This window comes from Streptomyces sp. C1-1 (assembly GCF_050214755.1).
GTDB lineage: Bacteria > Actinomycetota > Actinomycetes > Streptomycetales > Streptomycetaceae > Streptomyces.
In genome coordinates this window covers 4,363,289-4,389,388 of the sequence record NZ_CP189826.1, presented here as the reverse complement: position 1 = coordinate 4,389,388, position 26,100 = coordinate 4,363,289, and the positions used below count along the sequence as shown (strand labels likewise).

The following is a 26,100-nucleotide window of genomic DNA, read 5'->3' as shown; positions in this document are numbered from 1 at the left end:
GACGTAGACTGACTCGTCGGCTCTCGTGCACCCGCATGTCCGCATGCGCCCATAAGGGAAAAGCAGGAGAGTCGATCAAGGTAGTCGATTCGAAGGGCGAAGCGTGGCCAAGAAGCAAGGTGCCATCGAGATCGAGGGCACTGTCGTCGAGTCTCTGCCGAACGCCATGTTCAAGGTCGAGCTCCAGAACGGCCACCAGGTCCTGGCACACATCAGCGGCAAGATGCGTATGCACTACATCCGCATCCTCCCTGACGACCGGGTCGTGGTGGAGCTGTCTCCGTACGACCTGACGCGTGGCCGGATCGTCTACCGCTACAAGTAGATCTTGCCCGCACTCCGCTTCGGCGGGGTGGTGGCACTGACCCGGAGAACCTCAATCCCATGAAGGTCAAGCCGAGCGTCAAGAAGATCTGCGACAAGTGCAGGGTGATCCGCCGTCACGGTCGGGTCATGGTCATCTGCGAGAACCCGCGCCACAAGCAGCGCCAGGGCTGACGCACGATCGACCTTTCCCTCTGCATCGACATCGCAGGGATTCGCGCGACGCGAGCTGAATATGTTCATACGCAGAGCCCAAGCCGACACGGCTTGACACCCCCGGTTCGGAGGCCGGGGACCCGCTTCGTACCTGATACGGCGACCGGGAACCGGTTCTGCGGAAGACCTCCGAAGATCACCAGGAGCCATTGAAGTGGCACGCGTTTCCGGTGTTGACATCCCGCGCGAAAAGCGCGTGGAGGTCGCCCTCACCTACGTGTTCGGCATCGGCCGGACCCTTTCGCAGCAGACGCTGGCGGAGACGGGCATCGACCCGAACACCCGTGTTCGTGACCTGAGCGAAGAGCAGCTCGTCGCGATCCGCGAGTACGTGGACAACAACATCAAGACCGAGGGTGACCTCCGTCGCGAGATCCAGGCCGACATCCGCCGCAAGGTCGAGATCGGCTGCTACCAGGGTCTCCGTCACCGTCGTGGTCTGCCGGTCCGCGGTCAGCGCACCAGCACCAACGCCCGCACCCGCAAGGGCCCGCGTCGCGCCATCGCCGGCAAGAAGAAGCCGGGCAAGAAGTAGTCCTCAGCGGACAACGCTTCATCAGCGGTCTTCGCTGTAGGACCGACCACCTCCCCGTAGGAGTTTGTAGATGCCCCCCAAGGGTCGTCAGGGCGCTGCCAAGAAGGTGCGCCGCAAGGAAAAGAAGAACGTCGCTCACGGCCACGCGCACATCAAGAGCACGTTCAACAACACGATCGTCTCCATCACGGACCCGTCCGGCAACGTGATCTCCTGGGCCTCCGCCGGCCACGTCGGCTTCAAGGGCTCCCGGAAGTCCACGCCGTTCGCCGCGCAGATGGCCGCCGAGTCGGCTGCCCGCCGCGCCCAGGAGCACGGCATGCGCAAGGTCGACGTGTTCGTCAAGGGCCCGGGTTCCGGTCGTGAGACCGCCATCCGTTCCCTGCAGGCCACGGGCCTCGAGGTCGGCTCCATCCAGGACGTCACCCCGACCCCGCACAACGGCTGCCGTCCGCCGAAGCGTCGTCGCGTCTGACGCACGGTTGCTTTCAGGATTCGGGCGGTACGGCTCCGTAAAAGGGCCGTATCGCCCGTACCCTTGCAGTACCCGCGCTTCTCACAGGGCGCGGTTTCCGTCGGGCGTCAAATAGCGGGCGTCCACGAAAGAAGGATCTGATCCACACATGCTGATCGCTCAGCGTCCCTCGTTGACCGAAGAGGTCGTCGACGAGTTCCGCTCCCGGTTCGTGATCGAGCCGCTGGAGCCGGGCTTCGGCTACACCCTCGGCAACTCCCTCCGCCGCACCCTCCTGTCGTCGATCCCCGGCGCTGCTGTCACCAGCATCCGCATCGACGGCGTCCTGCACGAGTTCACCACCGTGCCGGGCGTCAAGGAGGACGTCACCGACCTGATCCTCAACATCAAGCAGCTGGTCGTCTCCTCGGAGCACGACGAGCCGGTCGTGATGTACCTGCGCAAGCAGGGCCCGGGTCTGGTCACCGCCGCCGACATCGCGCCCCCGGCCGGTGTCGAGGTGCACAACCCCGACCTCGTCCTCGCCACGCTCAACGGCAAGGGCAAGCTGGAGATGGAGCTCACGGTCGAGCGTGGCCGCGGTTACGTCTCCGCCGTGCAGAACAAGCAGGTGGGCCAGGAGATCGGCCGTATCCCGGTCGACTCCATCTACAGCCCCGTGCTGAAGGTCACGTACAAGGTCGAGGCGACCCGTGTCGAGCAGCGCACCGACTTCGACAAGCTGATCGTCGACGTCGAGACCAAGCAGGCGATGCGTCCCCGTGACGCCATGGCCTCCGCCGGTAAGACCCTGGTCGAGCTGTTCGGTCTCGCCCGCGAGCTGAACATCGACGCCGAGGGCATCGACATGGGCCCGTCCCCCACGGACGCCGCCCTTGCCGCCGACCTGGCGCTGCCGATCGAGGAGCTGGAGCTCACCGTTCGGTCGTACAACTGCCTCAAGCGCGAGGGCATCCACTCCGTGGGTGAGCTCGTCGCGCGTTCCGAGGCCGACCTGCTCGACATCCGCAACTTCGGTGCGAAGTCGATCGACGAGGTCAAGGCGAAGCTGGCCGGCATGGGCCTGGCCCTGAAGGACAGCCCGCCCGGATTCGACCCCACGGCCGCTGCCGACGCCTTCGGCGCCGACGACGACGCGGACGCGGGTTTCGTGGAGACCGAGCAGTACTGATCAGTACCTGATCGGTCGTTGCCGATGGGCATCCGCTCATCGGGTTCCTGACCCCGGTACCTGACACGGCCGGGGCAGACACACAGGAGAAGAACAATGCCGAAGCCCACCAAGGGTGCCCGTCTGGGCGGCAGCGCCGCGCACGAGAAGCTGCTCCTCGCGAACCTGGCGAAGAGCCTCTTCGAGCACGGCCGTATCACCACCACCGAGGCGAAGGCCCGCCGTCTGCGGCCGTACGCCGAGCGTCTGGTCACCAAGGCGAAGAAGGGCGACCTTCACAACCGCCGTCAGGTGCTCCAGGTGATCACGGACAAGAGCGTCGTCCACACGCTCTTCACCGAGATCGGCCCGCGCTACGAGAACCGTCCGGGCGGCTACACGCGCATCACCAAGATCGGTAACCGCCGTGGCGACAACGCGCCCATGGCCGTCATCGAGCTGGTCGAGGCGCTGACGGTGGCGCAGCAGGCGACCGGCGAGGCCGAGGCCGCGACGAAGCGTGCGGTCAAGGAGGCCGAGGAGGCCAAGGTCGAGGAGACCAAGGCCGACGAGGCCGAGGGCGCCGAGACCGAGGCTGCCGAGGAGTCGAAGGACGCGTAAGCGTTCCGGCGGGGACTGTGCGCCGCCGGCCGCGGGTTCGTGGTGGCTGGTCGCGCAGATCCCCGCGCCCCTCGCGGGCGCTCAGCGGGTCCGTTCCCTTCGGGGGGCGGGCCCGCTTTCTCGTACCTGAGAGGATCTCCGTGTGAGTGATGAAGCAGCACCCGGTTACGTACGTCTACGCCTCGATCTGTCCTACGACGGCAGCGACTTCTCCGGCTGGGCCAGGCAGGCCGGCGGGCGGCGGACCGTGCAGGGGGAGATCGAGGACGCCCTGCGGACCGTCACGCGGTCGGGGGAGACGACGTACGAGCTGACCGTCGCCGGGCGGACGGACGCCGGGGTGCATGCCCGGGGACAGGTGGCGCACGTCGACCTGCCGGAGGCGGTCTGGCGTGAACACCACGAGAAGCTGCTCAAACGGCTCGCCGGGCGGCTGCCGAGAGACGTACGGGTCTGGGCCCTCAGGGAGGCGCCCAGCGGCTTCAACGCCCGGTTCTCGGCCGTCTGGCGGCGCTACGCGTACCGGGTGACGGACAACCCCGGCGGGGTCGACCCGCTGCTGCGCAACCACGTCCTGTGGCACGACTGGCCGCTCGACGTCGACGCCATGAACGAGGCGGCCCAGCGGCTGCTCGGCGAGCACGACTTCGCCGCGTACTGCAAGAAGCGCGAGGGCGCCACCACGATCCGGACGCTCCAGGAGCTCAGCCTGGTGCGGGGCGACGACGGGATCGTCACCGCCACCGTCCGTGCCGACGCCTTCTGCCACAACATGGTGCGCTCGCTGATCGGCGCGCTGCTGTTCGTCGGCGACGGGCACCGGGGCCCGGAGTGGCCGGGCAAGGTGCTGGCCGCCGGGGTCCGGGACTCGGCCGTGCACGTCGTGCGACCGCACGGGCTGACGCTGGAGGAGGTCGGCTACCCGGCCGACGAGCTGCTGGCCGCCCGGAACAGGGAGGCCCGCAACCGGCGGACGCTCCCCGGGGCCGCCTGCTGCTGACCGCGGCGCCCGGGAGCCGGGCGCCCTACTCGGTCGCCGCGGCCGACGCCTGGGCCTCGCCGCGCCTGCGGATCTGGCGGAAGGTGAACGTCTGCAGGTCGTCGCCGGTCGAGAACACCTTCGTGTCCTTGTTCGTGACGTCCTTGCCGTTCAGGAAGCCGCCGGTGGTGAAGTAGGCGTACCGGCCGTAGGAGTTGACCGTCGTGCGGCAGGTGGCGGCGTTGCAGAAGGCCTTCACACCGCCGCCCGAGAGCGGCTTGACGAAGCCCTTCTTGTCCGCAGTGGCCTTGACCTTGGTCGCCTGGGCCTCCGTGTCGAACACGGCCACGCCGACCGTCACCGCGACGCCGTCCTTCTGGTACGTCACGCGCATCAGTCGGGTGCACTTGTTGGCCGTGAGGAGATTCACGTAGGTGCCCTGTACGGCCGAGGCGCAGTTGTTGGTGTCGGCCGTGGCGCCCTTCTGGTAGACCGTCGAGCCCATGGTCAGCCGGGCGCCCGGGAAGAGGAGGGCCGCGCTGAGCGGCGCCGTGTCCTTGGCCTTGCTGGAGATGAACTCCTTCGGGTCCAGCGGCGGCGGCGCGCTGGTCGGCGCGAAGGAGGGGGCGGTGGCGGTGCTGCCCGGGATGGACGCGCTGGCCGGCAGGTTCGACGGGTTGCCGGACGCCTTGTTGTCGCTGTTCGCGGACACCACGGCCATCGCGACGGCGGTGCCTATCGCGATGGTGGCGAGCGCCCCGCCGCCGATGAACAGCAGCCGGCGCCGCCTGTTGCGCGTCTCGGAGGCCTCCGCGAGCGCGGCCCAGTCCGGGGTCCGGCCGTCACCGCCACCGTTCCACGGCTGCTGGGAGTTCGGTTTCCAGGGATCCCATTGAGACTGGGGACCCCCCTGCTGCCCAAAGCTCATGGGGCGCATCTTAGACGGGGTACGGAGGGGGTCGGTGTGGCTCCGGCGAGGCTCCTGGGGACCTTTGTGACAGGCCCGTACATCTCGGCCGCAGATCGCCGCGGCGGGCTCGTTTTGACCCGTCCGGGGGCGCCCCGGTATCCTGCATCTTCGTTGTGTATTGGCTTGCTCGTTCTCACGCGAGAGGCCCATACCTAGGTTCCCTGGAGCAGTTACCAGTGGGCGGCATACGGGCAGCGTCCCCGGCATTGTCGTCCCCAGCTGCACGATCGCTTCAGTGATGCCATGTGTCAGCACCCATCCACTGAAGAAAAAGGCTGCGAAGTGCGTACATACAGCCCCAAGCCCGGCGATGTGACTCGCCAGTGGCACGTCATCGATGCTCAGGACGTCGTCCTGGGTCGTCTGGCCACGACCGCCGCGTCTCTTCTCCGCGGCAAGCACAAGCCGATCTACGCGCCCCACGTCGACACCGGTGACTTCGTCATCATCATCAACGCCGACAAGGTGCACCTCTCCGGCAACAAGCGGACCCAGAAGATGGCGTACCGCCACTCCGGCTACCCGGGTGGTCTGCGCTCCGTCCGCTACGACGAGCTGCTGGACAAGAACCCCGAGAAGGCCATCGAGAAGGCCGTCAAGGGCATGCTCCCCAAGAACACGCTGGGCCGTCAGATGCTCTCGAAGCTGAAGGTCTACAAGGGTGACCAGCACCCGCACGGCGCGCAGCAGCCGCAGCCGTTCGAGATCACCCAGGTCGCGCAGTAAGTCCGGCCACCCCTAAGCCTGAAGAGAATCTGAGGAGAATCGTGGCCGAGACCACTGCCGAGCAGCCGCTCGAAGAGCTTGACATCGACAGCTACACCACGGAGTCGGACGTCCCCGTCGAGGGCGAGTACACCTCCGAGTCCATGGCTTCCCGCTTCGGCGACCCCCAGCCGGCCGCCGGCCTGGGCCGTCGCAAGAACGCCATCGCCCGCGTCCGGATCGTCCCGGGCACAGGCAAGTGGAAGATCAACGGTCGCACCCTCGAGGACTACTTCCCGAACAAGGTGCACCAGCAGGAAGTCAACGAGCCCTTCAAGGTGCTCGAGCTCGAGGGTCGCTACGACGTCATCGCCCGCATCGCCGGTGGCGGTGTCTCCGGTCAGGCCGGTGCGCTCCGTCTCGGTGTCGCCCGCGCGCTGAACGAGGCCGACGTCGACAACAACCGCGGCCCGCTCAAGAAGGCCGGCTTCCTCCGCCGCGACGACCGTGCGGTCGAGCGCAAGAAGGCCGGTCTGAAGAAGGCCCGCAAGGCCCCGCAGTACAGCAAGCGCTAATCACCAGCTGCCTGCACGTACTCCGAACGCCCCGGCGGCACGCCACAGTGCCGACCGGGGCGTTCGTTTATCACCGTCGTGGGCGTATAACGGCACAAGATGCTCAGAGGCTCATGTGATCGGATGCCGGGATGTCGGGCTGCCGGTACGCCTGCAACAGCTGACGCTTTCTCAGGAGGACAAGTGGGACGACTCTTCGGCACGGACGGCGTGCGCGGCGTCGCCAACGCGGATCTGACCGCCGAGATGGCACTCGGTCTGTCGGTGGCGGCGGCGCACGTGCTGGCCGAGGCGGGCACGTTCGAGGGCCACCGGCCTACGGCGGTCGTCGGACGCGATCCGCGTGCGTCCGGGGAGTTCCTGGAGGCCGCGGTGGTCGCGGGCCTCGCGAGCGCCGGCGTCGACGTGCTGCGGGTCGGTGTGCTGCCCACGCCCGCCGTCGCGTACCTGACCGGCGCGCTCGGCGCCGACCTGGGCGTCATGCTCTCCGCCAGCCACAACGCCATGCCCGACAACGGCGTCAAGTTCTTCGCCCGCGGCGGTCACAAGCTCGCCGACGAGCTCGAGGACAGGATCGAGGCCGTGTACGACTCCCACCGGCACGGGGAGCCGTGGGAACGGCCGACCGGCGCGGGCGTGGGGCGGGTACGGACGTACGACGAGGGGTTCGACCAGTACGTCGCCCATCTCATCGCCGTACTGCCCAACCGGCTGGACGGGCTGAGGATCGTCCTCGACGAGGCGCACGGCGCGGCGGCGCGGGTGTCGCCGGAGGCGTTCTCGCGGGCCGGGGCCGAGGTCGTCACGATCGGGGCCGAGCCGGACGGGCTGAACATCAACGACGGGTGCGGGTCCACCCACCTGGACAAGCTGAAGGCGGCCGTCGTCGAGCACGGGGCCGCGCTGGGCATCGCCCACGACGGCGACGCCGACCGGTGCCTCGCCGTGGACCACACGGGAGCCGAGGTCGACGGCGACCAGATCCTCGCCGTGCTCGCGCTCGCCATGCGGGAACGCTCCGTGCTGCGGTCCGAGACCGTGGTCGCGACCGTCATGTCCAACCTGGGCTTCAAGCTCGCGCTGGAGCGGGAGGGACTGAAACTCGTCCAGACGGCGGTGGGGGACCGGTACGTCCTGGAGGAGATGAAGCAGCACGGGTACGCGCTCGGCGGCGAGCAGTCCGGGCACGTGATCATCCTCGATCACGCGACGACCGGGGACGGGACGCTGACCGGGCTGATGCTGGCCGCTCGGGTCGCTGAGACCGGGCGGTCGCTGAAGGACCTCGCGTCCGTGATGGAGCGGCTGCCCCAGGTGCTGATCAATGTGCCGGACGTGGACAGGTCCAGGGTCGGTACGTCGGCCGAGCTGGCGTCCGCCGTCGCCGAGGCCGAGCAGGAACTCGGTTCCACCGGGCGGGTGTTGCTGCGGCCGTCGGGGACCGAGCCGCTGGTGCGGGTGATGGTGGAGGCCGCGGACATCGAGCAGGCTCGGTCCGTGGCGGGGCGGCTCGCTGACGCGGTCAAGTCGGCGTTGGGTTAAGTCGCCGGGTTCGGAGTGGGGGTGCTGTGCGGTGCGGGCTGCGGCGCCATCGTGGTTGGTCGCGCAGTTCCCCGCGCCCCTGAGGTCAGCGGCCTTGCCGTCCCTTCGAAAGATGCCGTTGCCTGGACCAGAGCCACTTCTGGATGAGTAGCGTCAGGGTGCCTGCCAGGACGATGCCCATGAGGTTCAGGAGCAGTTGTTCCGAGGAACGCACCGCCTGGTGGGTGTCGCTGTAGACCAGGGCCACCGCCGCGTTGGCGGCGGCCGGGACCGTCGTCACGGAGATGGCGACGCCGACCAGGGCGCCCGACTTGGCCGAGGTCAGGGAGAGGGTGCCCGCCGCCCCCGCCAGGATCGCGACCACGAACGAGAACCAGTCCGGGGCGTAGATGAAGCCCGTGTTGGGCCGCTCCGCCTCCAGCTGGGCCTTGGTGAAGAGGCCGACCGCGTCCATGAACAGGCTGAAGCCGACCGTCAGCAGCATGGCCACGGCGAAGCCCACCAGCAGCGCGACCAGTGACCGCAGCGCCAGGCGCGGGGCGCGTTGCACGATCGCCGTGCAGACACCGGCGAGGGGCCCGAACTCAGGGCCGACCGCCATCGCGCCCACGATGAGGATCGCGTTGTCCAGGACGACACCGCAGGCCGCGATCATCGTGGCGAGCGTGATGAAGGCGAGGTAGGTGGCGGAGAGCGTCGACTCCTCGTGGGTGGCGTCGGTGAGGTGCTCCCACAGGACGGCGTCCGCGCCCTCGCCCGGGGCCTCCGCCTCCGCCTTGTCGGCCCGCTTGGACAGTGACAGGTCGATGTTCTCGACGGCGATCGAACCGGTGCGGTCCAGGCCCAACTCCTGCAGACCTGTGAGGAGTTCGTCGCCGGCCTCGCGGGCCACGTCGCACATCACGAGGTCCCCGGCGGGGTTGCGGGCGGCGCCGGGGACGACGACGAGGTGCGTGGTGCCGACCGTCTTCTCGATCAGGCGGACCACGTCGTCCGTCCGGTCGGACGGTGTGATCAGACGCAGGTGCAGCATGGGCGCAGACTAACGGTCAGAGCTTGCGCAGCCGCAGCCGCTGCACCTTGTGGTCCGGGCCCTTGCGCAGCACCAGGGTGGCGCGGCCGCGGGTGGGGGCGATGTTCTCCACCAGGTTGGGCTTGTTGATGGTGCGCCACTGGGCGCGGGCGTAGTCGAGGGCCTCTTCCTCGGAGACCTGGGTGTACTTGCGGAAGTAGGAGTTCGGGTCCTGGAAGGCGGTCTGGCGCAGCTTCTTGAAGCGGTTGAGGTACCAGCTCTCGACGTCCTCGGCGCCCGCGTCGACGTACACACTGAAGTCGAAGTAGTCGGCGAGGCCGACGCGGGTGCGGCCGTCCTTGCCGGGCAGGGCGGGCTGGAGGACGTTCAGGCCCTCGACGATCAGGATGTCGGGCCGGCGTACGACGAGCTTCTCGCCCGGGACGATGTCGTAGATGAGGTGGGAGTAGACGGGTGCGGTGACCTCGTCCTTGCCCGCCTTGACGTCGGCGACGAACCGGGTCAGGGCCCGGCGGTCGTACGACTCGGGGAAGCCCTTCCTCGACATCAGCCCGCGGGCCTGGAGCTCCTTGGTGGGCAGCAGGAAGCCGTCGGTGGTGACCCGCTCGACGCGCGGATGCTCGGGCCAGCGGGACAGCAGGGCCTGCAGCAGCCGGGCGACGGTGGACTTGCCGCAGGCCACCGAACCGGCGATCCCTATCACGAAGGGCGTGCCGGACTGGGAGCCCTGCTCGCCGAGGAAGGTGTTCAGGGCGCCTCTGAGGCCGTCGGTGGCGCCCACGTACAGATTGAGGAGGCGGGACAGCGGGAGGTAGATGTCCCGCACCTCGTCGAGGTCGATGACGTCGCCGAGGCCGCGCACCTTCTCGACCTCCTCGGCGGTCAGCGGCAGCGGCGTCTTGTCCCGCAGCGCGCTCCACTCGGAACGGGTGAGGTCGACGTAGGGAGTCGCCTCCGGCCCTCGCCGGTGGGCGCTCCGGGGCATCGAGTTGACCGGAGAGATCACAGTCCATTGTTAACGGAGTTTGAACGCGATGGCGGGTGGGGTGCGTCACGCTCTTTCGGCGCGGGTTCGTATGGCCGTGGGAATTTCCGAATCCGGGCACGATGAGCCTCTTTCGGGCGCCGGTTCGCCCGTAGGCTGCCGCCCATGTGCGGAATCGTGGGATACGTGGGGTCGCAGTCGGCGCTGGATGTCGTGATGGCCGGACTGAAGCGGCTGGAGTACCGGGGATACGACTCGGCGGGTGTCGCCGTGCTGGCGGACGGGGGGCTGGCGGCCGCGAAGAAGGCCGGGAAGCTGGTGAACCTGGAGAAGGAGCTGGTGGACCGGCCCCTGCCGACGGGTTCCACGGGGATCGGTCACACCCGCTGGGCCACGCACGGCGGACCGACAGACGCCAACGCCCATCCCCACCTCGACAACGCGGGCCGGGTCTGCGTCGTCCACAACGGCATCATCGAGAACTTCGCGGTGCTGCGGGCCGAGCTGGAGGAGCGGGGGCACGAGCTGGCCTCCGAGACCGACACCGAGGTGGTCGCGCACCTGATCGCGGAGGAGTTCTCCGCCTGCGCGGATCTCGCGGAGGCGATGCGGCTGGTGTGCCGGCGGCTGGAGGGGGCGTTCACGCTGGTCGCGGTGCACGCCGACGACCCGGACGTGGTGGTGGGGGCGCGGCGGAACTCACCGCTGGTGGTCGGGGTCGGGGACGGAGAGGCGTTCCTGGCCTCCGACGTCGCCGCGTTCATCGCGCACACGCGCTCCGCGGTCGAGCTGGGCCAGGACCAGGTGGTGGAGCTGCGCCGCGACGGGGTGACGGTGACCGGCTTCGACGGGCGTCCGGCCGAGACGCGCTCCTACCACGTCGACTGGGACGCGTCGGCCGCCGAGAAGGGCGGCTACGACTACTTCATGCTCAAGGAGATCGCCGAGCAGCCCAAGGCGGTCGCCGACACGCTGCTGGGGCGCATCGACGCCGCGGGCTCGCTGACGCTGGACGAGGTGCGGATCTCCGACGCCGAGCTGCGCGAGGTCGACAAGGTCGTCATCGTCGCGTGCGGTACGGCCTTCCACGCCGGGCTGATCGCCAAGTACGCCATCGAGCACTGGACGCGGATCCCGTGCGAGGTGGAGCTGGCGAGCGAGTTCCGCTACCGGGACCCCATCCTGGGCGGGCGCTCGCTGGTGATCGCGATCTCGCAGTCCGGGGAGACCATGGACACGCTGATGGCGCTGCGGCACGCGCGGCAGCAGGGGTCCAAGGTGCTGGCGATCTGCAACACGAACGGGTCGACGATTCCGCGCGAGTCGGACGCGGTGCTGTACACGCACGCCGGTCCGGAGGTGGCGGTCGCCTCGACGAAGGCGTTCCTGACCCAGCTGGTGGCCTGCTATCTGGTGGCGCTGTACCTGGGGCAGGTGCGCGGCACCAAGTGGGGCGACGAGATCACCGCCGTCATCCGGGACCTGTCCCAGATCTCCGGCGAGGTCGAGCGGGTGCTGGAGACCATGGAGCCGGTACGGGCGCTGGCGCGCACCCTGGCCCACAAGGACACGGTGCTGTTCCTGGGGCGGCACGTGGGCTACCCGGTGGCGCTGGAGGGCGCGCTGAAGCTGAAGGAGCTCGCCTACATGCACGCCGAGGGGTTCGCGGCGGGGGAGCTGAAGCACGGGCCGATCGCGTTGATCGAGGAGGATCTGCCGGTGGTGGTGGTCGTGCCGTCGCCGCGCGGGCGTTCCGTCCTCCACGACAAGATCGTCTCCAACATCCAGGAGATCCGGGCCCGGGGCGCGCGGACGATCGTCATCGCGGAGGAGGGCGACGAGGCGGTGGTGCCGTACGCCGACCACCTCATCCGCATCCCGGCGACGCCGACGCTGCTGCAGCCGCTGGTGGCGACGGTGCCGCTGCAGGTGTTCGCCTGCGAGCTGGCCACGGCACGGGGCAACGAGGTGGACCAGCCGCGGAACCTGGCGAAGTCGGTGACGGTGGAGTAGGCGGCGCTCAGGGGCGCCTTTCGGGGGCGCCCGTCGCGCTCAGGTACGTCCGGTACGTGATGCGCATGAGCAGGATGCCAGGAACGACCGCGGGCAGAAGGCGGCTCCACCGCGGGTCGGCGGACTCGGCCAGGTGGACGGCGGTGAGCAGGACGCCCGCCCCGAACACCACGTCCACGCCCAGCATGAGCAGGAGCCCGAGCGACCACCTCCAGGCCCTCTTCCCTGTCGCTCCGTAGGTACCCGACGTCCCGGAGGCATCGGTCCCGGCGGCCGGCGCAGCGGGCTTGCGCTCCCGCGGCCGGGGGATCTCCTCCTCGTTGCGGGCCGGCAGCGGGACCACCGCCTCGGCGGGCACGGCCGCGTCCACGACCGCGATCCGCTCGGGTGTGACATCGCCGTACAGGGTCGGCTCCACGGCCACCCGGAAACCGTCGAGGCCGGTCAGGTACCGGGCCCCGTCGGGGCGGGTGGTCATCGCGGCGCACGCGTCGTACCGGACGGTGACCAGGCCGGCGGGCAGTGACAGCGTCACGCCGGTGTCCCCGATGACCAGCGTGACGTCGTCGTCCTCCAGCGAGGGGTGCAGGGTGCCGGACACCCCGGTCGGCGAGTACCGCGGGGCCGGGGTCAGGCCCGCCCACTCGGCGCCGCGGGTCGGTACCTGGAGCAGCCCGCCGTCCCAGGCCTCGCGGGCCACCTCGCGCAGGTCCTCCACCGTCACCGCCTCCAGCTCGGCCCGGTGCTGTTCGGGGGTCAGCAGCCGGTGGCCGAGCAGCAGGCTGTGCGCGTACGACGGCAGCAGGGCCGCGCCCAGGTCGGGCACGTCGTAGCGCTTGAGCAACTTGCCGCGCGCGGAGTCCAGTTCGGCCTGCTCGACGCGGCCCGCGCGCAGCCGGGCGAAGGCGTCGACGAAGCCGCCGAGTGCCGCGTCCTGCTTCTGCGGCAGGGCGTCGGCGTACGCGGTGAGGGTGGCGAAGTCGGCGTCGCGCGGGGTGTAGTCGGCCTCCGCGGAGTAGGAGTAGCCGCCCTTCTGGCGCAGGTCCTGGAAGAGGGCGCGGCCCAGGATCTCGGCGAACACGGCGGCGGCGGTGGAGCGGCGCACCACGGAGGTGAAGGCGATGTGGCCGTCGTCGCCGCCGATGTAGGCGGGCGTGACGGGCAGCGCGCTGGTGGCGGCCGGGGCGGGGATGCGGCGGCCGGCGGGCAGGGTGAGGTCCAGGCCCTCGGGCACCTGGTCGCCGGTGAGCCACAGCACGGCGTTGTCCCGGGTGAAGCGGGTCTCGGCCCAGTGCCGTACCTGGTCGGCCGTCAGGCTGCGGGTGCCCAGTTCGTCGTAGCTCGCGAGGCCGTGGCCCTGGGCGCCGTAGCGCCACAGCGGCATCTGTGACAGGGGGCCGTTCCCGCGGCTGCCCGCCTCCGTCCGCAGGATCTCCTTCTCGGTCTCCAGCCGCTCCAGCGGGAGGTCGCGCAGTGCCGCGCAGACACCGTTGAGGTAGGTGACGACCTCCTCCTCGTCGCCGGTGACGTGGAAGAGGGTGTACGCGTCCGCCGTGGCCCCGTTGTAGTGCAGGTCGGACAGGCCCAGGCGGTGCAGCGCGAGGTGCTCGACGAGGTGGGTGACGCCGGTCGTGGGCAGGGTCTCGTCGGCCCGGCCCACCCGGAAGAGGAGACCGGCGGTGAGGGGGCCGGGGCGGGGCGCGAACAGGGCGGGGATGCCGTGCACGGTGGTGTGGCCGACGAGGCCGTCGAGCGCGGCGAGGTCCGGCTGCGCGATGTCGGGGGGCGTGGTCGTGTTCGGCGTGGTCATGTGGTGTCGTCCCCGTCCTCAGAGCGCCGCCGACGCGGCCGTGCGGTACGTCGTGAAACGGTTCTTCCAGTCGGGCAGGTACTGCCAGAACGACTCGGAGACCGTGTCGCCCAGGGCGGCGAAGTGCGCGGCCGCGTCCCGGAGATGACCACCGAGCGAGAAGACGAGGGCGAACGTGCTGTGGGCGCCCCACGAGTGCCATCCCGGGCGGTGGTCGGGATGCAGCACGGACATCCGGGCGGCGTCGCGCAGTTCGTTGCGGACCGCCACATCGCGCAGGTACTCGGTGGCCGCGGCGCCGCCCAGGTCCAGCCAGCGCTCGATGTGGGCCTCGGCGATCAGGGCTCCGGCGGGGGAGCCGGAAGGCGCGGCCGCCGCCGTCTCCCTCGCGAAACCGTGCGCGGCCTCCCAGGAGCCGCTCCACTTGGGGCACAGCTGCTGCAACAGCTGCGACTGCGCCCGCAGGAGGTGCGGATGGTGCTCCGAGAGCCGGTCGTATCGCCGCCGCGCCTCGGACTGCCCCAGCTCCAGGCCGCGGGCGGTCAGCAGCCGGGCGGTCCAGGCGGGGCCGTACTCCGGGTGCTCCGCGCACACTTCGATCAGCAGCAGCTCGGCCTTGCGCAGCCAGTCGTGGAACTGGGCGAACTGGTCCCGCGAGACCCGCTCGGCCCGGGCGCCGCTGCGGACGCGCCAGCCGATGCGGATGTACCGCTCCGCGAGGAGAGTGCGGGGGAGAGGGTCGGCGGGCAGCGCCTTCACGGCCCGTTCCAGATACGCCTCCGTCCGCTCCACGCCCGCGAGGAGGCCCGCGGCGAACGAGACGTCGGCGGCGCAATCCCCGATCTCCGCGAGGAAGGCCTGCGTGCCCGCCCAGTCGTCGTCCCACGCGGCGGCACGCAGCGGGGCCAGCCCGGGCAAGGCGTCGAACGGATCACTCACCGGGCCCGACGAGCCACCGGCTCCACCGCCTGCTGCGGCCCCCTTGCTCAAGGTCCCCTTGCCTACGGTGCTTTCGCCCATACGGGCGCCCCCTTGACCGATCGATGAAAAGAGCGCGCGAACTGGCCCCCCAGGCGCGCGAGAGGCTTCGCAGGCTAGCAGGGGGGTGTGACGGGAGGGACCGGGATTTCGCGCAGCCGTTACGGCCTTCCGGGCGGCTCGGGCTGCCGTCCGGCACCCTAAGGTGCTCGGCATGAGCATCATCGGGGTCGGTATCGACGTGGCCGAGATCGAGCGGTTCGAGGCGTCGCTGAAGCGTACGCCCGGGATGGCTGAACGGCTCTTCGTGCGGGACGAGTTGCTGTTGCCGAACGGGGAGCGCCGTGGGGTCGCCTCGCTCGCGGCCCGGTTCGCCGCCAAGGAGGCCCTCGCCAAGGCGCTCGGCGCACCGGCCGGGCTGCTGTGGACCGATGCCGAGGTGTACGTCGAGGACAGCGGGCGGCCCCGGCTGCGCGTGAAGGGGAGCGTGGCGGCGAAGGCGGCGGAGCTGGGTGTGCGGTCGTGGCACGTGTCGTTGAGCCATGACGCGGGGGTCGCGTCGGCGGTGGTGATCGCGGAGGGCTAGGGCCTGTCGTTTGGATCAGGTTGGCTGCAGGGGACGGTTTCTTGCGCGACGGCGAGCTGTTCCAAACGACAGGCCCGCGGGCCCTTCCGGGTGGGGCGGGTGCGGGTGGCGACGGGTTCGGGGCAGACTCGGGCGTATGCGTACTGCGTACAGCGTGGAGACGGTCAGGGGTGCCGAGCGGGAGCTCATGGCGCGGGTTCCGGAGGGTGCGTTGATGCAGCGGGCGGCGGCGGGGCTCGCCGCCGCCTGTGCCGAACTGCTGGGGCGGGTCTACGGAAGCCGGGTCGTGCTGCTCGTCGGGAGCGGGGACAACGGGGGCGACACCCTGTACGCCGGCGCGCGGCTCGCCCGGCGCGGGGCGGGGGTCGCGGCCGTACTGCTCTCGCCCGAACGCGTGCACGCCGGGGGGCTCGCGGCGTTGCGGCGGGCCGGAGGGCGGGTCGTGGAGGCCGGGAGCGGCACCGAACCCGCCGCGGCCGCGGGCTTCGACCGCGTGGAGGAGGCGATCCTTCGCGCCGACGTCGTCCTCGACGGCATCGTCGGTATCGGCGGCAAGGGCGGACTGCGGCCGGAGGCGGAGCGGCTGGCCGGGGTCGTCGCCCAGTCCGGGGCGGCCGTCGTCGCCGTCGACCTGCCCAGCGGCGTCGACGCCGACACCGGAGAGGTGCGGGGCGCCGCCGTCCGTGCCGATCTCACCGTGACCTTCGGCACGCACAAGCCCGGCCTGCTCGTCGATCCCGCGCGCGAATACGCCGGTTCCGTTCGGCTCGTCGACATCGGGCTCGGCGAGGTGCTGCCCGCGCGGCCCGAGCTGGAGGCGCTGCAGCACGCCGACGTGGCCGCGCTGCTGCCGGCGCCCGGCGCCGAGAGCGACAAGTACCGGCGGGGGGTGGTGGGGATCGCCGCCGGGTCCGCCCGGTATCCGGGCGCCGCCGTCCTCGCCGTGTCCGGGGCGCTGCGCGGTGGCGCGGGCGCCGTCCGGTACGTCGGGCCCGCCGGGGACGCCGTCATCGCGCGGTTCCCCGAGACGCTCGTGTCGGACCAGGGACCGCACAAGGCGGGGCGCGTGCAGGCGTGGGTGGTCGGCCCCGGTGCCGGGGACGACGCCGGGACCGTGGCCGAGGTGCTGGAGGCCGACGTACCGGTGCTGATCGACGCGGACGGGCTGCGGCTCGCCGACCTGGACGTCGTACGGGATCGGCGTGCGCCCACGCTCATGACCCCGCACGCCGGGGAGGCCGCCGCCCTGCTGGGTGTCGCGCGCGAGGAGGTCGAGGGGGCGCGGCTGAAGTGGGTGCGGGAGCTTGCGGCGAGGTACCGGGCGACCGTGCTGCTCAAGGGGTCGACCACGCTCGTCGCCGACCCGGAGAGCGCGCTCGTACGGGCCAACGCGACCGGCACGTCCTGGCTGGCCACCGCCGGCAGCGGGGACGTGCTGTCGGGACTCGCCGGGTCGCTGCTGGCGTCGGGGCTGTCGGCGCTGGACGCGGGCAGCGCGGCCGCCTATCTGCACGGCCTGGCCGGGCGGTTCGCGGCCAACGGCGCGCCGGCCGGGGCGCACGACGTGGCGGAGGCGATTCCGGGGGCCTGGCGGGACGTACGCGGCTGAGCCGACGCGCTCCAGTGCAAGCACGAAGGGTGACCGGACCGGCTCCGGTGCAAGCACGAAGGGTGACCGGACCGGCTCCGGTGCAAGCACGACGGGTGACCGGACCGGCTCCGGTGCAAGCACGACGGGTGACCGGACCGGCTCCGGTGCAAGCACGACGGGTGACCCGTCCCGCTCCGCAATAAGGGTGACCCGGCCGCGCGCCGTCCCCGATCGGGCGTATCGTCACGTTTCTCTGATGGGATGATCAGAAGACGAATCGCCCACCGAGGCATCGCGATGCTGCTCACCGCGGCCACCGCCCTGTCCGTCGGCGCCGGCCTCCCCGCCGCTGCCGCCCCCAACCCCGCCGACGCCGAACTCGTCCCGGGTCTCCCCCCGGGCCCCTCCCGGCCCTGGCAGATCGACACGCCGGACCAGATGCTCGCCCCGAGGGTGTACGCGCCGAGCGCGGCGGAGGACGCCGTCGAACCGAGGGGCGCGGCCCCGGGGACGTACGACCTCGTCGAGTACGTCCCCCTCGGGGACGCGGTCAAGAAGGTGACGTGCAGCAAGCGGACCGGGCCGTATCAGCGGGCCGTGGAACGGTGGCTGAAGCTCAGGGCGGACGGGCGGCAGTCCGCCGCCGACTGCCGGGCCATCCGCGCCTTCCAGGCCGGGCACGGCATCAAGCCCGCGATCGGGTTCGCGGGCCCTGTGACCTGGGCCACCATGCAGCTCATCGGGGCGCGCAAGAACCCCAACGCCGCCGGGAAGTGCCCGGTGCGCTCCTACCGGGTCGCCTGCGTCGATCTCAACCGGGAGCTGACCTGGGTGCAGAAAGGCAAAAAGGTCGTCTTCGGGCCCGTGCCGATGCGCAGCGGGCGGGCCGGGCACCGCACTCGGGCCGGCTGGCACACGATCTACTGGCGGCACAAGAACCACTGGTCCACGCTCTACAACTCGCCCATGCCCTACGCCCAGTTCTTCGACGGCGGAGAGGCCTTCCACGCCGTCTACGGCACCATCTACACCACCGTCGGCTCCTGGGGCTGCGTCAACCTCCGGCTCGGTGACGCCCGCAAGCTGTGGAGCGTGCTGAAGAAGGGCGACCGGGTGTACGTGTGGGGACGCAGGCCCGGCGCGTAGACGGGGCTCCGGCGCTCCCGGCGCCCTCTGAGACACTGGGGGCGCCATGACTGAGACTGCATCTGCCCCGACCGCGCCCCTGCGCGCCCGTGCCGAGATCGACCTGGGGGCCCTGCGCGCCAATGTGCGGACCCTGCGCGCCCTCGCGCCCGGGGCGCAGCTCATGGCCGTGGTCAAGTCCGAGGCCTACGGCCACGGGGCGGTCCGGTGCGCCCGGGCGGCCGTCGAGGCCGGAGCCGGGTGGCTGGGGACCGCCACGCCCGAGGAGGCCCTCGCGCTGCGCCGGGCGGGGCTTCCGGGGCGCGTCATGTGCTGGCTGTGGACGCCGGGCGGGCCCTGGCGGGAGGCCGTCGAGGCCGACATCGACGTGTCGGTGAGCGGGATGTGGGCCCTGGCCGAGGTCACGGCCGCGGCGCGGGCGGCCGGGGTTCCCGCCCGCGTGCAGCTCAAGGCCGACACCGGGCTGGGGCGCAACGGCTGCCAGCCGGGCGAGGACTGGGCCGAGCTGGTCGCCGAGGCCCTGCGGGCCGAGGCCGACGGGGTGCTGCGGATCACCGGACTGTGGTCCCACTTCGCCTGCGCCGACGAACCGGGGCACCCCTCCATCGCCGCCCAGCTCGACCTCTTCCGGGAGATGGTCGACCACGCGGAGCGGCAGGGCGTCCGGCCGGAGGTGCGGCACATCGCCAACTCGCCCGCCACCCTCACCGTCCCCGACTCCCACTTCGACCTCGTGCGCACCGGGATCGCGCTCTACGGCATCTCGCCCAGCCCCGAGCTCGGCACCTCCGCCGACTTCGGACTGCGGCCGGTGATGACGCTCTCGGCGAACCTCGCGCTGGTGAAGCACGTTCCCGGGGGGCACGGCGTCAGTTACGGGCATCATTACGTCACCTCCGGCCGGACCACCCTCGGCCTCGTGCCCCTCGGGTACGCGGACGGCATCCCCCGGCACGCCTCGGGGAACGGCCCGGTGCTGGTCGGGGGCAAGTGGCGGACGGTCGCGGGACGGATCGCGATGGACCAGTTCGTCGTGGACCTGGGCGGGGACGAGCCGCCGGTCGGCGCGGAGGCGGTGCTCTTCGGGCCGGGCGACCGCGGCGAGCCCACCGCCGAGGACTGGGCGCAGGCCGCGGGAACCATCGCGTACGAAATCGTCACACGCATCGGAACGCGCGTTCCCCGCGTCTATGTGAATGAGGAACCAGACGGGGTAATCCGCTGAGGGACCTGCCGAAGGCACGGCACCGGCAGGTCAGGCGGTATCCGCGTCACCCGACCCAGCGAACGGCATTCCGGCGAAAGAGGAGCGGTACGTGAGCGAGAGCAGTGCGGAGGTCGTCGCGGCCGCCGCGGCCGTCGCCTCCGCCACGGGGGCGGCCGGGAACTGGCGCCGGGCCACCGGCATCGCCGGCGCGGCGATAGGTGTGGTCGCGGCGGGGGCCGCGGCCGGCGTCGCCATCGAGCGGCTCACCGTGGGACGCGGGATGCGGAAGAAGGCGCGGCTCGCCCTCGACTCGGCCGGCCCGTACGGCGCGCTGCGCGGCACGCCCGGCAAGGCGTACGCCGACGACGGCACCGAGCTGTACTACGAGGTCGACGACGTCGACCCCGACGCCGTGCCCGCGCTCGGTCCGCGCCGCAGACGCCTGTTCGGGCGGAAGGCGCCCGCGCCCGTCACCGTCGTCTTCAGCCACGGCTACTGCCTCAGCCAGGACTCCTGGCACTTCCAGCGCGCGGCCCTGAGAGGTGTCGTACGGACCGTGCACTGGGACCAGCGCAGCCACGGCCGTTCCGGGCGGGGCGTGCGGCAGGTGCAGGACGGGGTGCCCGTCGACATCGAGCAGCTCGGGCGGGACCTCAGGGCCGTCATCGACGCCGCCGCGCCGACCGGGCCGATCGTGCTGGTCGGGCACTCCATGGGCGGGATGACCGTGATGGCACTGGCCGACCAGTACCCGGAGCTGATCCGGGACCGGGTCGTCGCCACCGCCTTCGTCGGTACGTCGTCCGGGCGGCTCGGCGAGGTCAACTTCGGGTTGCCCGTCGCGGGCGTGAACGCCGTACGGCGGGTGCTGCCCGGCGTGCTGAAGGCGCTGGGGCAGCAGGCCGCGCTTGTGGAGCGGGGCCGGCGGGCCACCGCCGACCTGTTCGCCGGGATCATCAAGCGGTACTCGTTCGCCTCCCGGGACGTCGACCCGGCCATCGTGCGGTTCGCCGAGCGGATGATCGAGGCCACGCCGATCGACGTGGTCGCCGAGTACTACCCGGCGTTCAACGACCACGACAAGACCGAGGCGCTCGTCCACTTCACGGACATGCCGGTGCTGGTCCTGGCCGGCATCGGCGACCTGGTCACGCCCAGCGAGCACAGCGAGGCCATCGCCGACCTGCTGCCGGACGCCGAGCTGGTGCTGGTCCCGGACGCCGGGCACCTGGTGATGCTGGAACACCCGGAAGTGGTCACCGACCGGCTCGCCGACCTGCTCACTCGTGCGGGTGCCGTGCCCGCAGGGGCTACCGTGGGTGGCTATGGAAGCACCAGCAGCACCGCACAACCCGGTTGAGACCCGGCTGACGGTCACCTCCCCCGAGCAGATGCAGGACCTCGGCCGCCGGCTGGCCAAGCTGCTGCGCGCCGGTGACCTCCTGATGCTCAACGGGGAACTCGGCGCCGGCAAGACGACCCTCACCCGCGGACTCGGCGAGGGGCTGGGGGTGCGGGGTGCCGTCACCTCGCCCACCTTCGTCATCGCCCGCGTGCACCCGTCCCTGGGCGACGGCCCGCCGCTGGTCCACGTCGACGCCTACCGGCTGGGCGGCGGGCTGGACGAGATGGAGGACCTGGACCTCGACGTCTCGCTGCCCGAGTCCGTGATCGTCGTGGAGTGGGGCGAGGGCAAGGTCGAGGAGCTGACCGAGGACCGGCTGCACGTCGTCATCCACCGCGCCGTGGGGGACACCGCGGACGAGGTGCGGCACGTGACGGTGACCGGGCTCGGGGAGCGCTGGGCCGCGGTGGACCTGAGCGTGCTCTCCGCGTAGCGGCCGTTTTCCGTGAACGTTCCGACAACGCGTCGGCAAAATGTTGCTTTCCGCGTCTCGCTCGTGGTCACATGGTATCCAGCCCGTGGTTAGGTCTACCTAACTACGCCCGCCCCCGCACGTCAGGAGGCGTCCATGCCGGCCATGGAACGAGACGAGAAGCCGCCGCGCGTGATGCCCGCGGTTCCCATGCGCGAGCTGCTCGCGTCCTGCGCCGCCGCGACCGCGATCTCCACCCCGCCCCGCCTGCCCGACCCCGGGACGGCCGGACACCGCAGAGCCGCCTGAAACTCGGCGGACCACTCCGGGCGGCTGGACCAACGGGCGGCCTACGGAACCACCACGACGTTCACGCCGATCGTCGCGAACTTCCACATCGCCAGGCCGTCCGCGCGGGACTCGCGGATGCCGCCGGTGCGCACGCCCGGGTCCGGCGCCGACTTCGGCTCCCGCACCGCCGCGCTGAAGCCCACGGCCACGCCGTCCACGCTCGTGAAGCGGACGACGTGCTCGATGGGGGTGCCGTCGGTGCCGGTGACCGAGTTCGAGCGGGACCTGACCGTGTAGGCACCCGGCACCGGATCGACGGTGCCCGCGGTGACCTCGTACGTCCGGACGATCCTGTCGCGCTTGCCGACCAGCCACACCCGGTTGCCGGCTACGGAGTACACGACCCGCGGACCCCTGCCGGAGCCGCCGGGCAGGGCCGCGGGGTCGCGTCTGACGCGGGGAGCCTTCGAGACGGCCGGTGCCGCGGAGGCGCTCGCGTGCGGCGTGCCGAAGCCCGCCGGGACCGTCGCCGAGGCCTGGAAGGCGAGTGCGCCGACGGCCGCGAGGGCCGCCGCGGTGAGCCCGAGCACGAATCCGGAGCTGCCGTTCGCCACCGTCGCCCACCTGACCCATCGCCTCGTACGCCGTGCTTCCCGGCGACCGTAGCAGCACGAGCGTGCCTCACCGGGGCGGCAATGCCGTGCCCCAAACCGCCGTACGCTGTTTGCGTGCTCTTGCTCGCTCTGGATACCGCCACCCCAGCCGTCACCGTCGCCCTGCACGACGGCCACGACGTCATCGCCTCGTCGAGCCAGGTGGACGCGCGCCGGCACGGAGAGCTGCTGCTGCCGGCCGTCGACCGCGTCCTCACCGAGGCCGGACTCACGCTGGACGCCGTCACCGGCGTCGTCGTGGGAATCGGGCCCGGCCCCTACACCGGGCTGCGCGTCGGCCTGATGACCGCCGACACCTTCGGGCTCGTCCTCGGTGTCCCCGTGCACGGCGTCTGCACCCTGGACGGGCTGGCCTACGCGGCCGACATCGACGAGGGCCCCTTCGTCGTGGCGACCGACGCCCGGCGCAAGGAGGTCTACTGGGCGCGGTACGCCGACTCCCGCACCCGGCTGACCGACCCGGCCGTGGACCGGCCCGCCGACATCGCCGAGCAGGTGGCCGGGCTGCCGGCCGTCGGCGCGGGCGCGCTGCTGTATCCGGACACCTTCCCGCACGCGCACGAGCCGGAGCACGTGTCGGCGGCGGCGCTGGCACGGCTGGCCGCCGAGAAGCTGGCCGCGGGCGAGGAGCTGCCCGCCCCGCGGCCGCTGTATCTGCGCCGGCCCGACGCCCAGGTCCCCAAGAACTACAAGGTGGTCACCCCCAAGTGACCGACGCCGTGACTCCTCGTCTGCGCGAGATGCGCTGGTGGGACATCGATCCCGTGCTGGAACTGGAGAAGGACCTCTTCCCCGAGGACGCCTGGTCCCGGGGCATGTTCTGGTCCGAGCTGGCCCACGCGCGCGGAGCCGAGGCGACGCGCCGGTACCTCGTCGCCGAGGACGGCGAGCGGATCGTCGGCTACGCGGGCCTCGCCGCCTCGGGGGACCTTGCCGACATCCAGACCATCGCCGTCCGCCGCGACCACTGGGGCACCGGCCTCGGCGGGCTGCTGCTGACCGAACTGCTGAGGGCCGCCACCGCGTTCGAGTGCGCCGAAGTGATGCTGGAGTGCCGGATCGACAACATCCGCGCCCAGAAGCTCTACGAGCGCTTCGGCTTCGAGGCCATCGGGTTCCGGCGCGGCTACTACCAGCCGGGCAACGTGGACGCCCTGGTGATGCGACTGACCGACCCTTCCACTTCCGTACAAGGAACCGAGATCCATGGCTGACGAACCTCTCGTCCTCGGCATCGAGACCTCCTGCGACGAGACCGGCGTCGGCATCGTCCGCGGCACCACCCTGCTGGCCGACGCGGTCGCCTCCAGCGTCGACGAGCACGCCCGCTTCGGAGGGGTCGTCCCCGAGGTCGCGAGCCGCGCCCACCTGGAGGCGATGGTCCCGACGATCGACCGGGCGCTGAAGGAGGCGGGGGTGAGCGCCCGCGACCTCGACGGCGTCGCGGTGACGGCCGGCCCGGGCCTCGCGGGCGCCCTGCTGGTCGGCGTCACGGCGGCCAAGGCGTACGCCTACGCGCTCGGCAAGCCCCTCTACGGCGTCAACCACCTCGCCTCCCACATCTGCGTCGACCAGCTGGAGCACGGCGCGCTGCCCGAGCCGACGATGGCGCTGCTGGTCTCCGGCGGGCACTCGTCCCTGCTGCTGTCGACGGACATCACCTCCGACGTCCGCCCGCTCGGCGCGACCATCGACGACGCGGCCGGCGAGGCCTTCGACAAGATCGCGCGCGTGCTGAACCTCGGCTTCCCCGGCGGCCCGGTCATCGACCGCTACGCCCGCGAGGGCGACCCCTCGGCGATCGCCTTCCCGCGTGGCCTGACCGGCCCGCGCGACCCGGCGTACGACTTCTCCTTCTCCGGTCTGAAGACGGCCGTGGCCCGCTGGATCGAGGCCAAGCGGGCGGCGGGGGAGGAGGTGCCGGTGCGTGACGTGTCGGCGTCCTTCCAGGAGGCGGTCGTGGACGTGCTGACCCGCAAGGCCGTACGGGCCTGCAAGGACGAGGGCGTCGACCACCTGATGATCGGCGGTGGCGTGGCCGCCAACTCGCGGCTGCGGGCGCTGGCGCAGGAGCGGTGCGAGGCGGCCGGCATCCGGCTGCGGGTGCCGCGGCCGAAGCTGTGCACGGACAACGGCGCGATGGTGGCCGCGCTCGGCGCGGAGATGGTCGCCCGGGGCCGTGCGGCGTCGAGCTGGGACCTGTCGGCGGACTCGTCGCTGCCGGTGACCGAACCCCACGTGCCGGGGCACGACCACGTCCACGAGGCCGGCGAGGAGAACCTGTACTCGTGACGGTCGCGCTGATGTGGGAGGCGCGGGCCGCGGCGGGTCTCGGCGACCGGCTCCTGGCCTGGGCCGGGGAACAGGAGCTGCCGGAGCGTCCCCTGCGCCGCGAGACCTTCCGGGCCCCGCAGGACCGCGTCCTCGTCATCACCTGGTGGAACGCGCCCTACGACGCCGACCTGCCGGAACTCCCCGAACCACCGGCGGAGTTGGTGACCCGCGCGGTGCACCGGTGGCGGTTCGAGTCGGTGGGGACGGACTGAGGCCACCCGATCGGCTCGGACATGTACGGCATATGTCGTAAGCCTATCCACCCTGTTACATATCTCACTTGCGTAAAGCTGGACGACTTCTCCTGAACGCCCCCTGTTCGGATGGATACATTCCTCATTCTCGGTATGCGCCTTCTGGCCGATTCCGTCCCGTGACGGTTCGAGTGATGCGACGGCCGGCGCATGCCTACCGGGGGAGAGGGCTGGGGGGCCAATGCAGGTGGGCGAGATGGCGGTCGAGGCTGTCCGGATTCTGACGCACTCCATGACGTCGGCGGCGTCGGGCGCGGGCGAGGTGGCCCAGGGGGTGGCGACGCGGCTGCTGGCGGATGTGGTCGCGAACCGCCTGCGGAGCAGGGGTAATGAGCGGGAGTGGGAGAGCTTCACCCGCGACCCGCGCAACAGCTCCCTCGTCGAGTATCTGTTGAGACAGGCGGCGGAGGAGGACGCCGACTTCCGGCTCTCGCTCGCCGAGGCGGTGCGCGGCGCGAAGGCCGAGCGGCCGGCCGGGGTGAGCGTGAACTCGATCAGCGTCGGCCGGGACGGCGACGCGCAGATCGGCGACCGACGGGACACCTACGGCAACCACAACCGGGTGGTGAGCGGAGGCGGTTCGCTCTACGAGGGCGAGTTCACCCAGTACCAAGACGGCGACACCTACGAGGGGGACGTCCATCACGGCTCGGTCGGGCGGTACGCGCTGATCGCCGTGGTCGTCCTGGCGCTGCTCCTGCTGGTGTTCAAGGGCATCCCGGCCGTCATCGACGACGGCGGTGGCGACGGTCTTTCCGCCTCCTCGACCTGCAAGGAGTTCCTGAACGCGGACCAGGGGACCGAGTCGCAGGCACTCGTCGCCATCGCGACGTCCAAGGGGCTCGGCGGCTTCGGCAGCCCGCTCGCGCTGCCGGCCATCCGCTACGAGTGCAGCTACCACCCGGCCGAGTCGCTGGGCACGGTGATCGAGCAGTACAAGAACCAGTTCTGACGCACGTTTCGACGAGCGTTCTGACAGAGGGGGATTCATCATGCATTGGGGTGTCTACGAAGTCTTCTCCGTGCTCTCGGGGGTCGTGCTTCTCGTGTGCGGGCTCATGCTGCCCAACGTCACGGTGAAGGACAGAGCCTGGTCGGTGATCGGCGGCGCGTTCCTGCTGGTCTACGGCGTCTATGTCGCCAAGCAGACCTCGGGCACGTACTACTTCCCGGTGGGCGTGTTCATCATCCCGGCGGGAGCGGTGATCTATCTGCTGGCCGCCGCCTTCGGCGCGACGGGGTCCGCGGCCGCGGGTGGCCGGGACGACGGCGAGTAGGGGAGGGCACCG

The 26,100-nt window shown here is 71.1% G+C and carries 30 protein-coding genes; 24 read left to right on the top strand and 6 right to left on the bottom strand.

Annotated features, from left to right (window positions below):
- The first annotated feature begins 103 nt into the window (after positions 1-103).
- From infA to truA, 7 genes are all read left to right on the top strand, one after another.
- The gene (gene infA, locus ACQF4J_RS19875; protein ID WP_003948620.1) at positions 104-325 is read left to right on the top strand and encodes a translation initiation factor IF-1; all 222 of its coding nucleotides are present in this window, start codon (positions 104-106) and stop codon (positions 323-325) included.
- 59 nt (positions 326-384) lie between these two features.
- Positions 385-498: a 50S ribosomal protein L36 gene (gene rpmJ / locus ACQF4J_RS19870; protein WP_003998809.1), complete on the top strand. Its 114-nt coding sequence runs from the start codon at positions 385-387 to the stop codon at positions 496-498.
- Between the two features lie 196 nt (positions 499-694).
- Entirely contained in the window at positions 695-1,075 is a 381-nt protein-coding gene (rpsM, locus tag ACQF4J_RS19865) for a 30S ribosomal protein S13 (protein WP_020135802.1), read from the top strand.
- 70 nt (positions 1,076-1,145) lie between these two features.
- Positions 1,146-1,550 (top strand): 30S ribosomal protein S11, encoded by a 405-nt coding sequence (rpsK, locus tag ACQF4J_RS19860; protein WP_003956432.1) that lies wholly within the window; start codon positions 1,146-1,148, stop codon positions 1,548-1,550.
- A gap of 148 nt (positions 1,551-1,698) precedes the next feature.
- Complete coding sequence (locus ACQF4J_RS19855) at positions 1,699-2,721, top strand: DNA-directed RNA polymerase subunit alpha (RefSeq protein ID WP_003966937.1); 1,023 nt, start codon at positions 1,699-1,701, stop codon at positions 2,719-2,721.
- Between the two features lie 96 nt (positions 2,722-2,817).
- Entirely contained in the window at positions 2,818-3,321 is a 504-nt protein-coding gene (gene rplQ / locus ACQF4J_RS19850; RefSeq protein WP_351562751.1) for a 50S ribosomal protein L17, read from the top strand.
- Between the two features lie 142 nt (positions 3,322-3,463).
- Positions 3,464-4,321 (top strand): tRNA pseudouridine(38-40) synthase TruA, encoded by an 858-nt coding sequence (truA, locus tag ACQF4J_RS19845; protein ID WP_351562749.1) that lies wholly within the window; start codon positions 3,464-3,466, stop codon positions 4,319-4,321.
- 25 nt (positions 4,322-4,346) lie between these two features.
- On the opposite strand, the gene ACQF4J_RS19840 is transcribed toward truA, so the two are convergent.
- Entirely contained in the window at positions 4,347-5,228 is an 882-nt protein-coding gene (locus ACQF4J_RS19840) for a hypothetical protein (RefSeq protein ID WP_427166352.1), read from the bottom strand.
- 324 nt (positions 5,229-5,552) lie between these two features.
- Here ACQF4J_RS19840 and rplM point away from each other — a divergent pair, with 324 nt between their 5' ends.
- The 3 genes from rplM to glmM all read left to right on the top strand — a co-directional run bounded on the left by rplM (position 5,553) and on the right by glmM (position 8,092).
- On the top strand, positions 5,553-5,996 hold the full coding sequence (rplM, locus tag ACQF4J_RS19835) for a 50S ribosomal protein L13 (protein ID WP_058923752.1): 444 nt from the start codon (positions 5,553-5,555) through the stop codon (positions 5,994-5,996).
- 41 nt (positions 5,997-6,037) lie between these two features.
- On the top strand, positions 6,038-6,550 hold the full coding sequence (rpsI, locus tag ACQF4J_RS19830; protein ID WP_142141946.1) for a 30S ribosomal protein S9: 513 nt from the start codon (positions 6,038-6,040) through the stop codon (positions 6,548-6,550).
- A 183-nt stretch (positions 6,551-6,733) separates the two neighbouring features.
- Complete coding sequence (gene glmM, locus ACQF4J_RS19825) at positions 6,734-8,092, top strand: phosphoglucosamine mutase (RefSeq protein ID WP_351802350.1); 1,359 nt, start codon at positions 6,734-6,736, stop codon at positions 8,090-8,092.
- Between the two features lie 85 nt (positions 8,093-8,177).
- Here the strand turns inward: glmM and ACQF4J_RS19820 are convergent, their stop codons facing one another.
- Both ACQF4J_RS19820 and coaA read right to left on the bottom strand, forming a co-directional pair.
- Positions 8,178-9,125 (bottom strand): DUF389 domain-containing protein, encoded by a 948-nt coding sequence (locus ACQF4J_RS19820; RefSeq protein ID WP_351562743.1) that lies wholly within the window; start codon positions 9,123-9,125, stop codon positions 8,178-8,180.
- Between the two features lie 16 nt (positions 9,126-9,141).
- The gene (coaA, locus tag ACQF4J_RS19815; RefSeq protein ID WP_351562741.1) at positions 9,142-10,110 is read right to left on the bottom strand and encodes a type I pantothenate kinase; all 969 of its coding nucleotides are present in this window, start codon (positions 10,108-10,110) and stop codon (positions 9,142-9,144) included.
- A gap of 165 nt (positions 10,111-10,275) precedes the next feature.
- On the opposite strand from coaA, the gene glmS reads away from it, so the two are divergent.
- The gene (glmS, locus tag ACQF4J_RS19810; protein ID WP_351802348.1) at positions 10,276-12,123 is read left to right on the top strand and encodes a glutamine--fructose-6-phosphate transaminase (isomerizing); all 1,848 of its coding nucleotides are present in this window, start codon (positions 10,276-10,278) and stop codon (positions 12,121-12,123) included.
- Between the two features lie 7 nt (positions 12,124-12,130).
- Here glmS and ACQF4J_RS19805 read toward each other — a convergent pair whose 3' ends face one another.
- A complete protein-coding gene (locus ACQF4J_RS19805) occupies positions 12,131-13,933 on the bottom strand; it encodes a M16 family metallopeptidase (protein WP_427166350.1) in 1,803 nt (600 codons plus the stop codon).
- An 18-nt stretch (positions 13,934-13,951) separates the two neighbouring features.
- A complete protein-coding gene (locus ACQF4J_RS19800) occupies positions 13,952-14,872 on the bottom strand; it encodes a hypothetical protein (RefSeq protein WP_427166348.1) in 921 nt (306 codons plus the stop codon).
- Positions 14,873-15,125: 253 nt separating this feature from the next.
- Here ACQF4J_RS19800 and ACQF4J_RS19795 point away from each other — a divergent pair, with 253 nt between their 5' ends.
- The 7 genes from ACQF4J_RS19795 (at position 15,126) to ACQF4J_RS19765 (ending at position 21,567) form a co-directional block, all read left to right on the top strand.
- Positions 15,126-15,497 carry a holo-ACP synthase gene (locus tag ACQF4J_RS19795; protein ID WP_351562733.1) on the top strand — a complete coding sequence of 124 codons (372 nt, stop codon included), beginning with the start codon at positions 15,126-15,128 and terminating at the stop codon, positions 15,495-15,497.
- A gap of 136 nt (positions 15,498-15,633) precedes the next feature.
- Positions 15,634-17,106: an NAD(P)H-hydrate dehydratase gene (locus tag ACQF4J_RS19790; protein ID WP_427166346.1), complete on the top strand. Its 1,473-nt coding sequence runs from the start codon at positions 15,634-15,636 to the stop codon at positions 17,104-17,106.
- A gap of 243 nt (positions 17,107-17,349) precedes the next feature.
- Entirely contained in the window at positions 17,350-18,234 is an 885-nt protein-coding gene (locus ACQF4J_RS19785; RefSeq protein WP_427166345.1) for a L,D-transpeptidase family protein, read from the top strand.
- A 46-nt stretch (positions 18,235-18,280) separates the two neighbouring features.
- On the top strand, positions 18,281-19,459 hold the full coding sequence (gene alr / locus ACQF4J_RS19780) for an alanine racemase (protein ID WP_427166343.1): 1,179 nt from the start codon (positions 18,281-18,283) through the stop codon (positions 19,457-19,459).
- A gap of 91 nt (positions 19,460-19,550) precedes the next feature.
- The gene (locus ACQF4J_RS19775; protein ID WP_351562727.1) at positions 19,551-20,801 is read left to right on the top strand and encodes an alpha/beta fold hydrolase; all 1,251 of its coding nucleotides are present in this window, start codon (positions 19,551-19,553) and stop codon (positions 20,799-20,801) included.
- Positions 20,767-21,279 carry a tRNA (adenosine(37)-N6)-threonylcarbamoyltransferase complex ATPase subunit type 1 TsaE gene (gene tsaE, locus ACQF4J_RS19770; RefSeq protein WP_351562725.1) on the top strand — a complete coding sequence of 171 codons (513 nt, stop codon included), beginning with the start codon at positions 20,767-20,769 and terminating at the stop codon, positions 21,277-21,279. Before ACQF4J_RS19775 ends, tsaE begins: the two co-directional genes overlap by 35 nt.
- Before the next feature lie 135 nt (positions 21,280-21,414).
- Positions 21,415-21,567 carry a hypothetical protein gene (locus ACQF4J_RS19765; protein ID WP_351562723.1) on the top strand — a complete coding sequence of 51 codons (153 nt, stop codon included), beginning with the start codon at positions 21,415-21,417 and terminating at the stop codon, positions 21,565-21,567.
- A gap of 41 nt (positions 21,568-21,608) precedes the next feature.
- Here ACQF4J_RS19765 and ACQF4J_RS19760 read toward each other — a convergent pair whose 3' ends face one another.
- On the bottom strand, positions 21,609-22,163 hold the full coding sequence (locus ACQF4J_RS19760) for a hypothetical protein (protein WP_351562721.1): 555 nt from the start codon (positions 22,161-22,163) through the stop codon (positions 21,609-21,611).
- Positions 22,164-22,277: 114 nt separating this feature from the next.
- Between ACQF4J_RS19760 and tsaB the strand changes: the two genes are divergently transcribed.
- The 6 genes from tsaB (at position 22,278) to ACQF4J_RS19730 (ending at position 26,088) form a co-directional block, all read left to right on the top strand.
- On the top strand, positions 22,278-22,934 hold the full coding sequence (gene tsaB, locus ACQF4J_RS19755; protein WP_351562719.1) for a tRNA (adenosine(37)-N6)-threonylcarbamoyltransferase complex dimerization subunit type 1 TsaB: 657 nt from the start codon (positions 22,278-22,280) through the stop codon (positions 22,932-22,934).
- A complete protein-coding gene (gene rimI, locus ACQF4J_RS19750; RefSeq protein WP_351562717.1) occupies positions 22,931-23,437 on the top strand; it encodes a ribosomal protein S18-alanine N-acetyltransferase in 507 nt (168 codons plus the stop codon). The genes tsaB and rimI overlap by 4 nt, the downstream gene beginning before the upstream one ends.
- Positions 23,430-24,515, top strand: coding sequence for a tRNA (adenosine(37)-N6)-threonylcarbamoyltransferase complex transferase subunit TsaD (tsaD, locus tag ACQF4J_RS19745; RefSeq protein WP_351562715.1), 1,086 nt, complete (start codon positions 23,430-23,432; stop codon positions 24,513-24,515). The genes rimI and tsaD overlap by 8 nt, the downstream gene beginning before the upstream one ends.
- Positions 24,512-24,769 (top strand): hypothetical protein, encoded by a 258-nt coding sequence (locus tag ACQF4J_RS19740; RefSeq protein ID WP_351562713.1) that lies wholly within the window; start codon positions 24,512-24,514, stop codon positions 24,767-24,769. Before tsaD ends, ACQF4J_RS19740 begins: the two co-directional genes overlap by 4 nt.
- A gap of 238 nt (positions 24,770-25,007) precedes the next feature.
- Positions 25,008-25,763: a hypothetical protein gene (locus ACQF4J_RS19735; protein WP_351562711.1), complete on the top strand. Its 756-nt coding sequence runs from the start codon at positions 25,008-25,010 to the stop codon at positions 25,761-25,763.
- 40 nt (positions 25,764-25,803) lie between these two features.
- Positions 25,804-26,088, top strand: coding sequence for a hypothetical protein (locus ACQF4J_RS19730; protein WP_351562709.1), 285 nt, complete (start codon positions 25,804-25,806; stop codon positions 26,086-26,088).
- The last annotated feature ends 12 nt before the right edge of the window (positions 26,089-26,100 follow it).

Excerpts from the sequence above, each read along its gene's own strand:
- coaA (WP_351562741.1), bottom strand. The coding sequence starts at position 10,110 with ATGCCCCGGAGCGCCCACCGGCGAGGGCCGGAGGCGACTCCCTACGTC.
- tsaD (WP_351562715.1), top strand. The coding sequence starts at position 23,430 with ATGGCTGACGAACCTCTCGTCCTCGGCATCGAGACCTCCTGCGACGAG.
- glmS (WP_351802348.1), top strand. The coding sequence starts at position 10,276 with ATGTGCGGAATCGTGGGATACGTGGGGTCGCAGTCGGCGCTGGATGTC.
- ACQF4J_RS19795 (WP_351562733.1), top strand. The coding sequence starts at position 15,126 with ATGAGCATCATCGGGGTCGGTATCGACGTGGCCGAGATCGAGCGGTTC.
- ACQF4J_RS19790 (WP_427166346.1), top strand. The coding sequence starts at position 15,634 with ATGCGTACTGCGTACAGCGTGGAGACGGTCAGGGGTGCCGAGCGGGAG.
- ACQF4J_RS19820 (WP_351562743.1), bottom strand. The coding sequence starts at position 9,125 with ATGCTGCACCTGCGTCTGATCACACCGTCCGACCGGACGGACGACGTG.
- rpmJ (WP_003998809.1), top strand. The coding sequence starts at position 385 with ATGAAGGTCAAGCCGAGCGTCAAGAAGATCTGCGACAAGTGCAGGGTG.
- ACQF4J_RS19730 (WP_351562709.1), top strand. The coding sequence starts at position 25,804 with ATGCATTGGGGTGTCTACGAAGTCTTCTCCGTGCTCTCGGGGGTCGTG.
- ACQF4J_RS19805 (WP_427166350.1), bottom strand. The coding sequence starts at position 13,933 with ATGACCACGCCGAACACGACCACGCCCCCCGACATCGCGCAGCCGGAC.
- ACQF4J_RS19855 (WP_003966937.1), top strand. The coding sequence starts at position 1,699 with ATGCTGATCGCTCAGCGTCCCTCGTTGACCGAAGAGGTCGTCGACGAG.
- rplQ (WP_351562751.1), top strand. The coding sequence starts at position 2,818 with ATGCCGAAGCCCACCAAGGGTGCCCGTCTGGGCGGCAGCGCCGCGCAC.
- ACQF4J_RS19765 (WP_351562723.1), top strand. The coding sequence starts at position 21,415 with ATGCCGGCCATGGAACGAGACGAGAAGCCGCCGCGCGTGATGCCCGCG.
- tsaE (WP_351562725.1), top strand. The coding sequence starts at position 20,767 with ATGGAAGCACCAGCAGCACCGCACAACCCGGTTGAGACCCGGCTGACG.
- ACQF4J_RS19840 (WP_427166352.1), bottom strand. The coding sequence starts at position 5,228 with ATGAGCTTTGGGCAGCAGGGGGGTCCCCAGTCTCAATGGGATCCCTGG.
- ACQF4J_RS19735 (WP_351562711.1), top strand. The coding sequence starts at position 25,008 with ATGGCGGTCGAGGCTGTCCGGATTCTGACGCACTCCATGACGTCGGCG.
- alr (WP_427166343.1), top strand. The coding sequence starts at position 18,281 with ATGACTGAGACTGCATCTGCCCCGACCGCGCCCCTGCGCGCCCGTGCC.
- ACQF4J_RS19785 (WP_427166345.1), top strand. The coding sequence starts at position 17,350 with ATGATCAGAAGACGAATCGCCCACCGAGGCATCGCGATGCTGCTCACC.
- rpsK (WP_003956432.1), top strand. The coding sequence starts at position 1,146 with ATGCCCCCCAAGGGTCGTCAGGGCGCTGCCAAGAAGGTGCGCCGCAAG.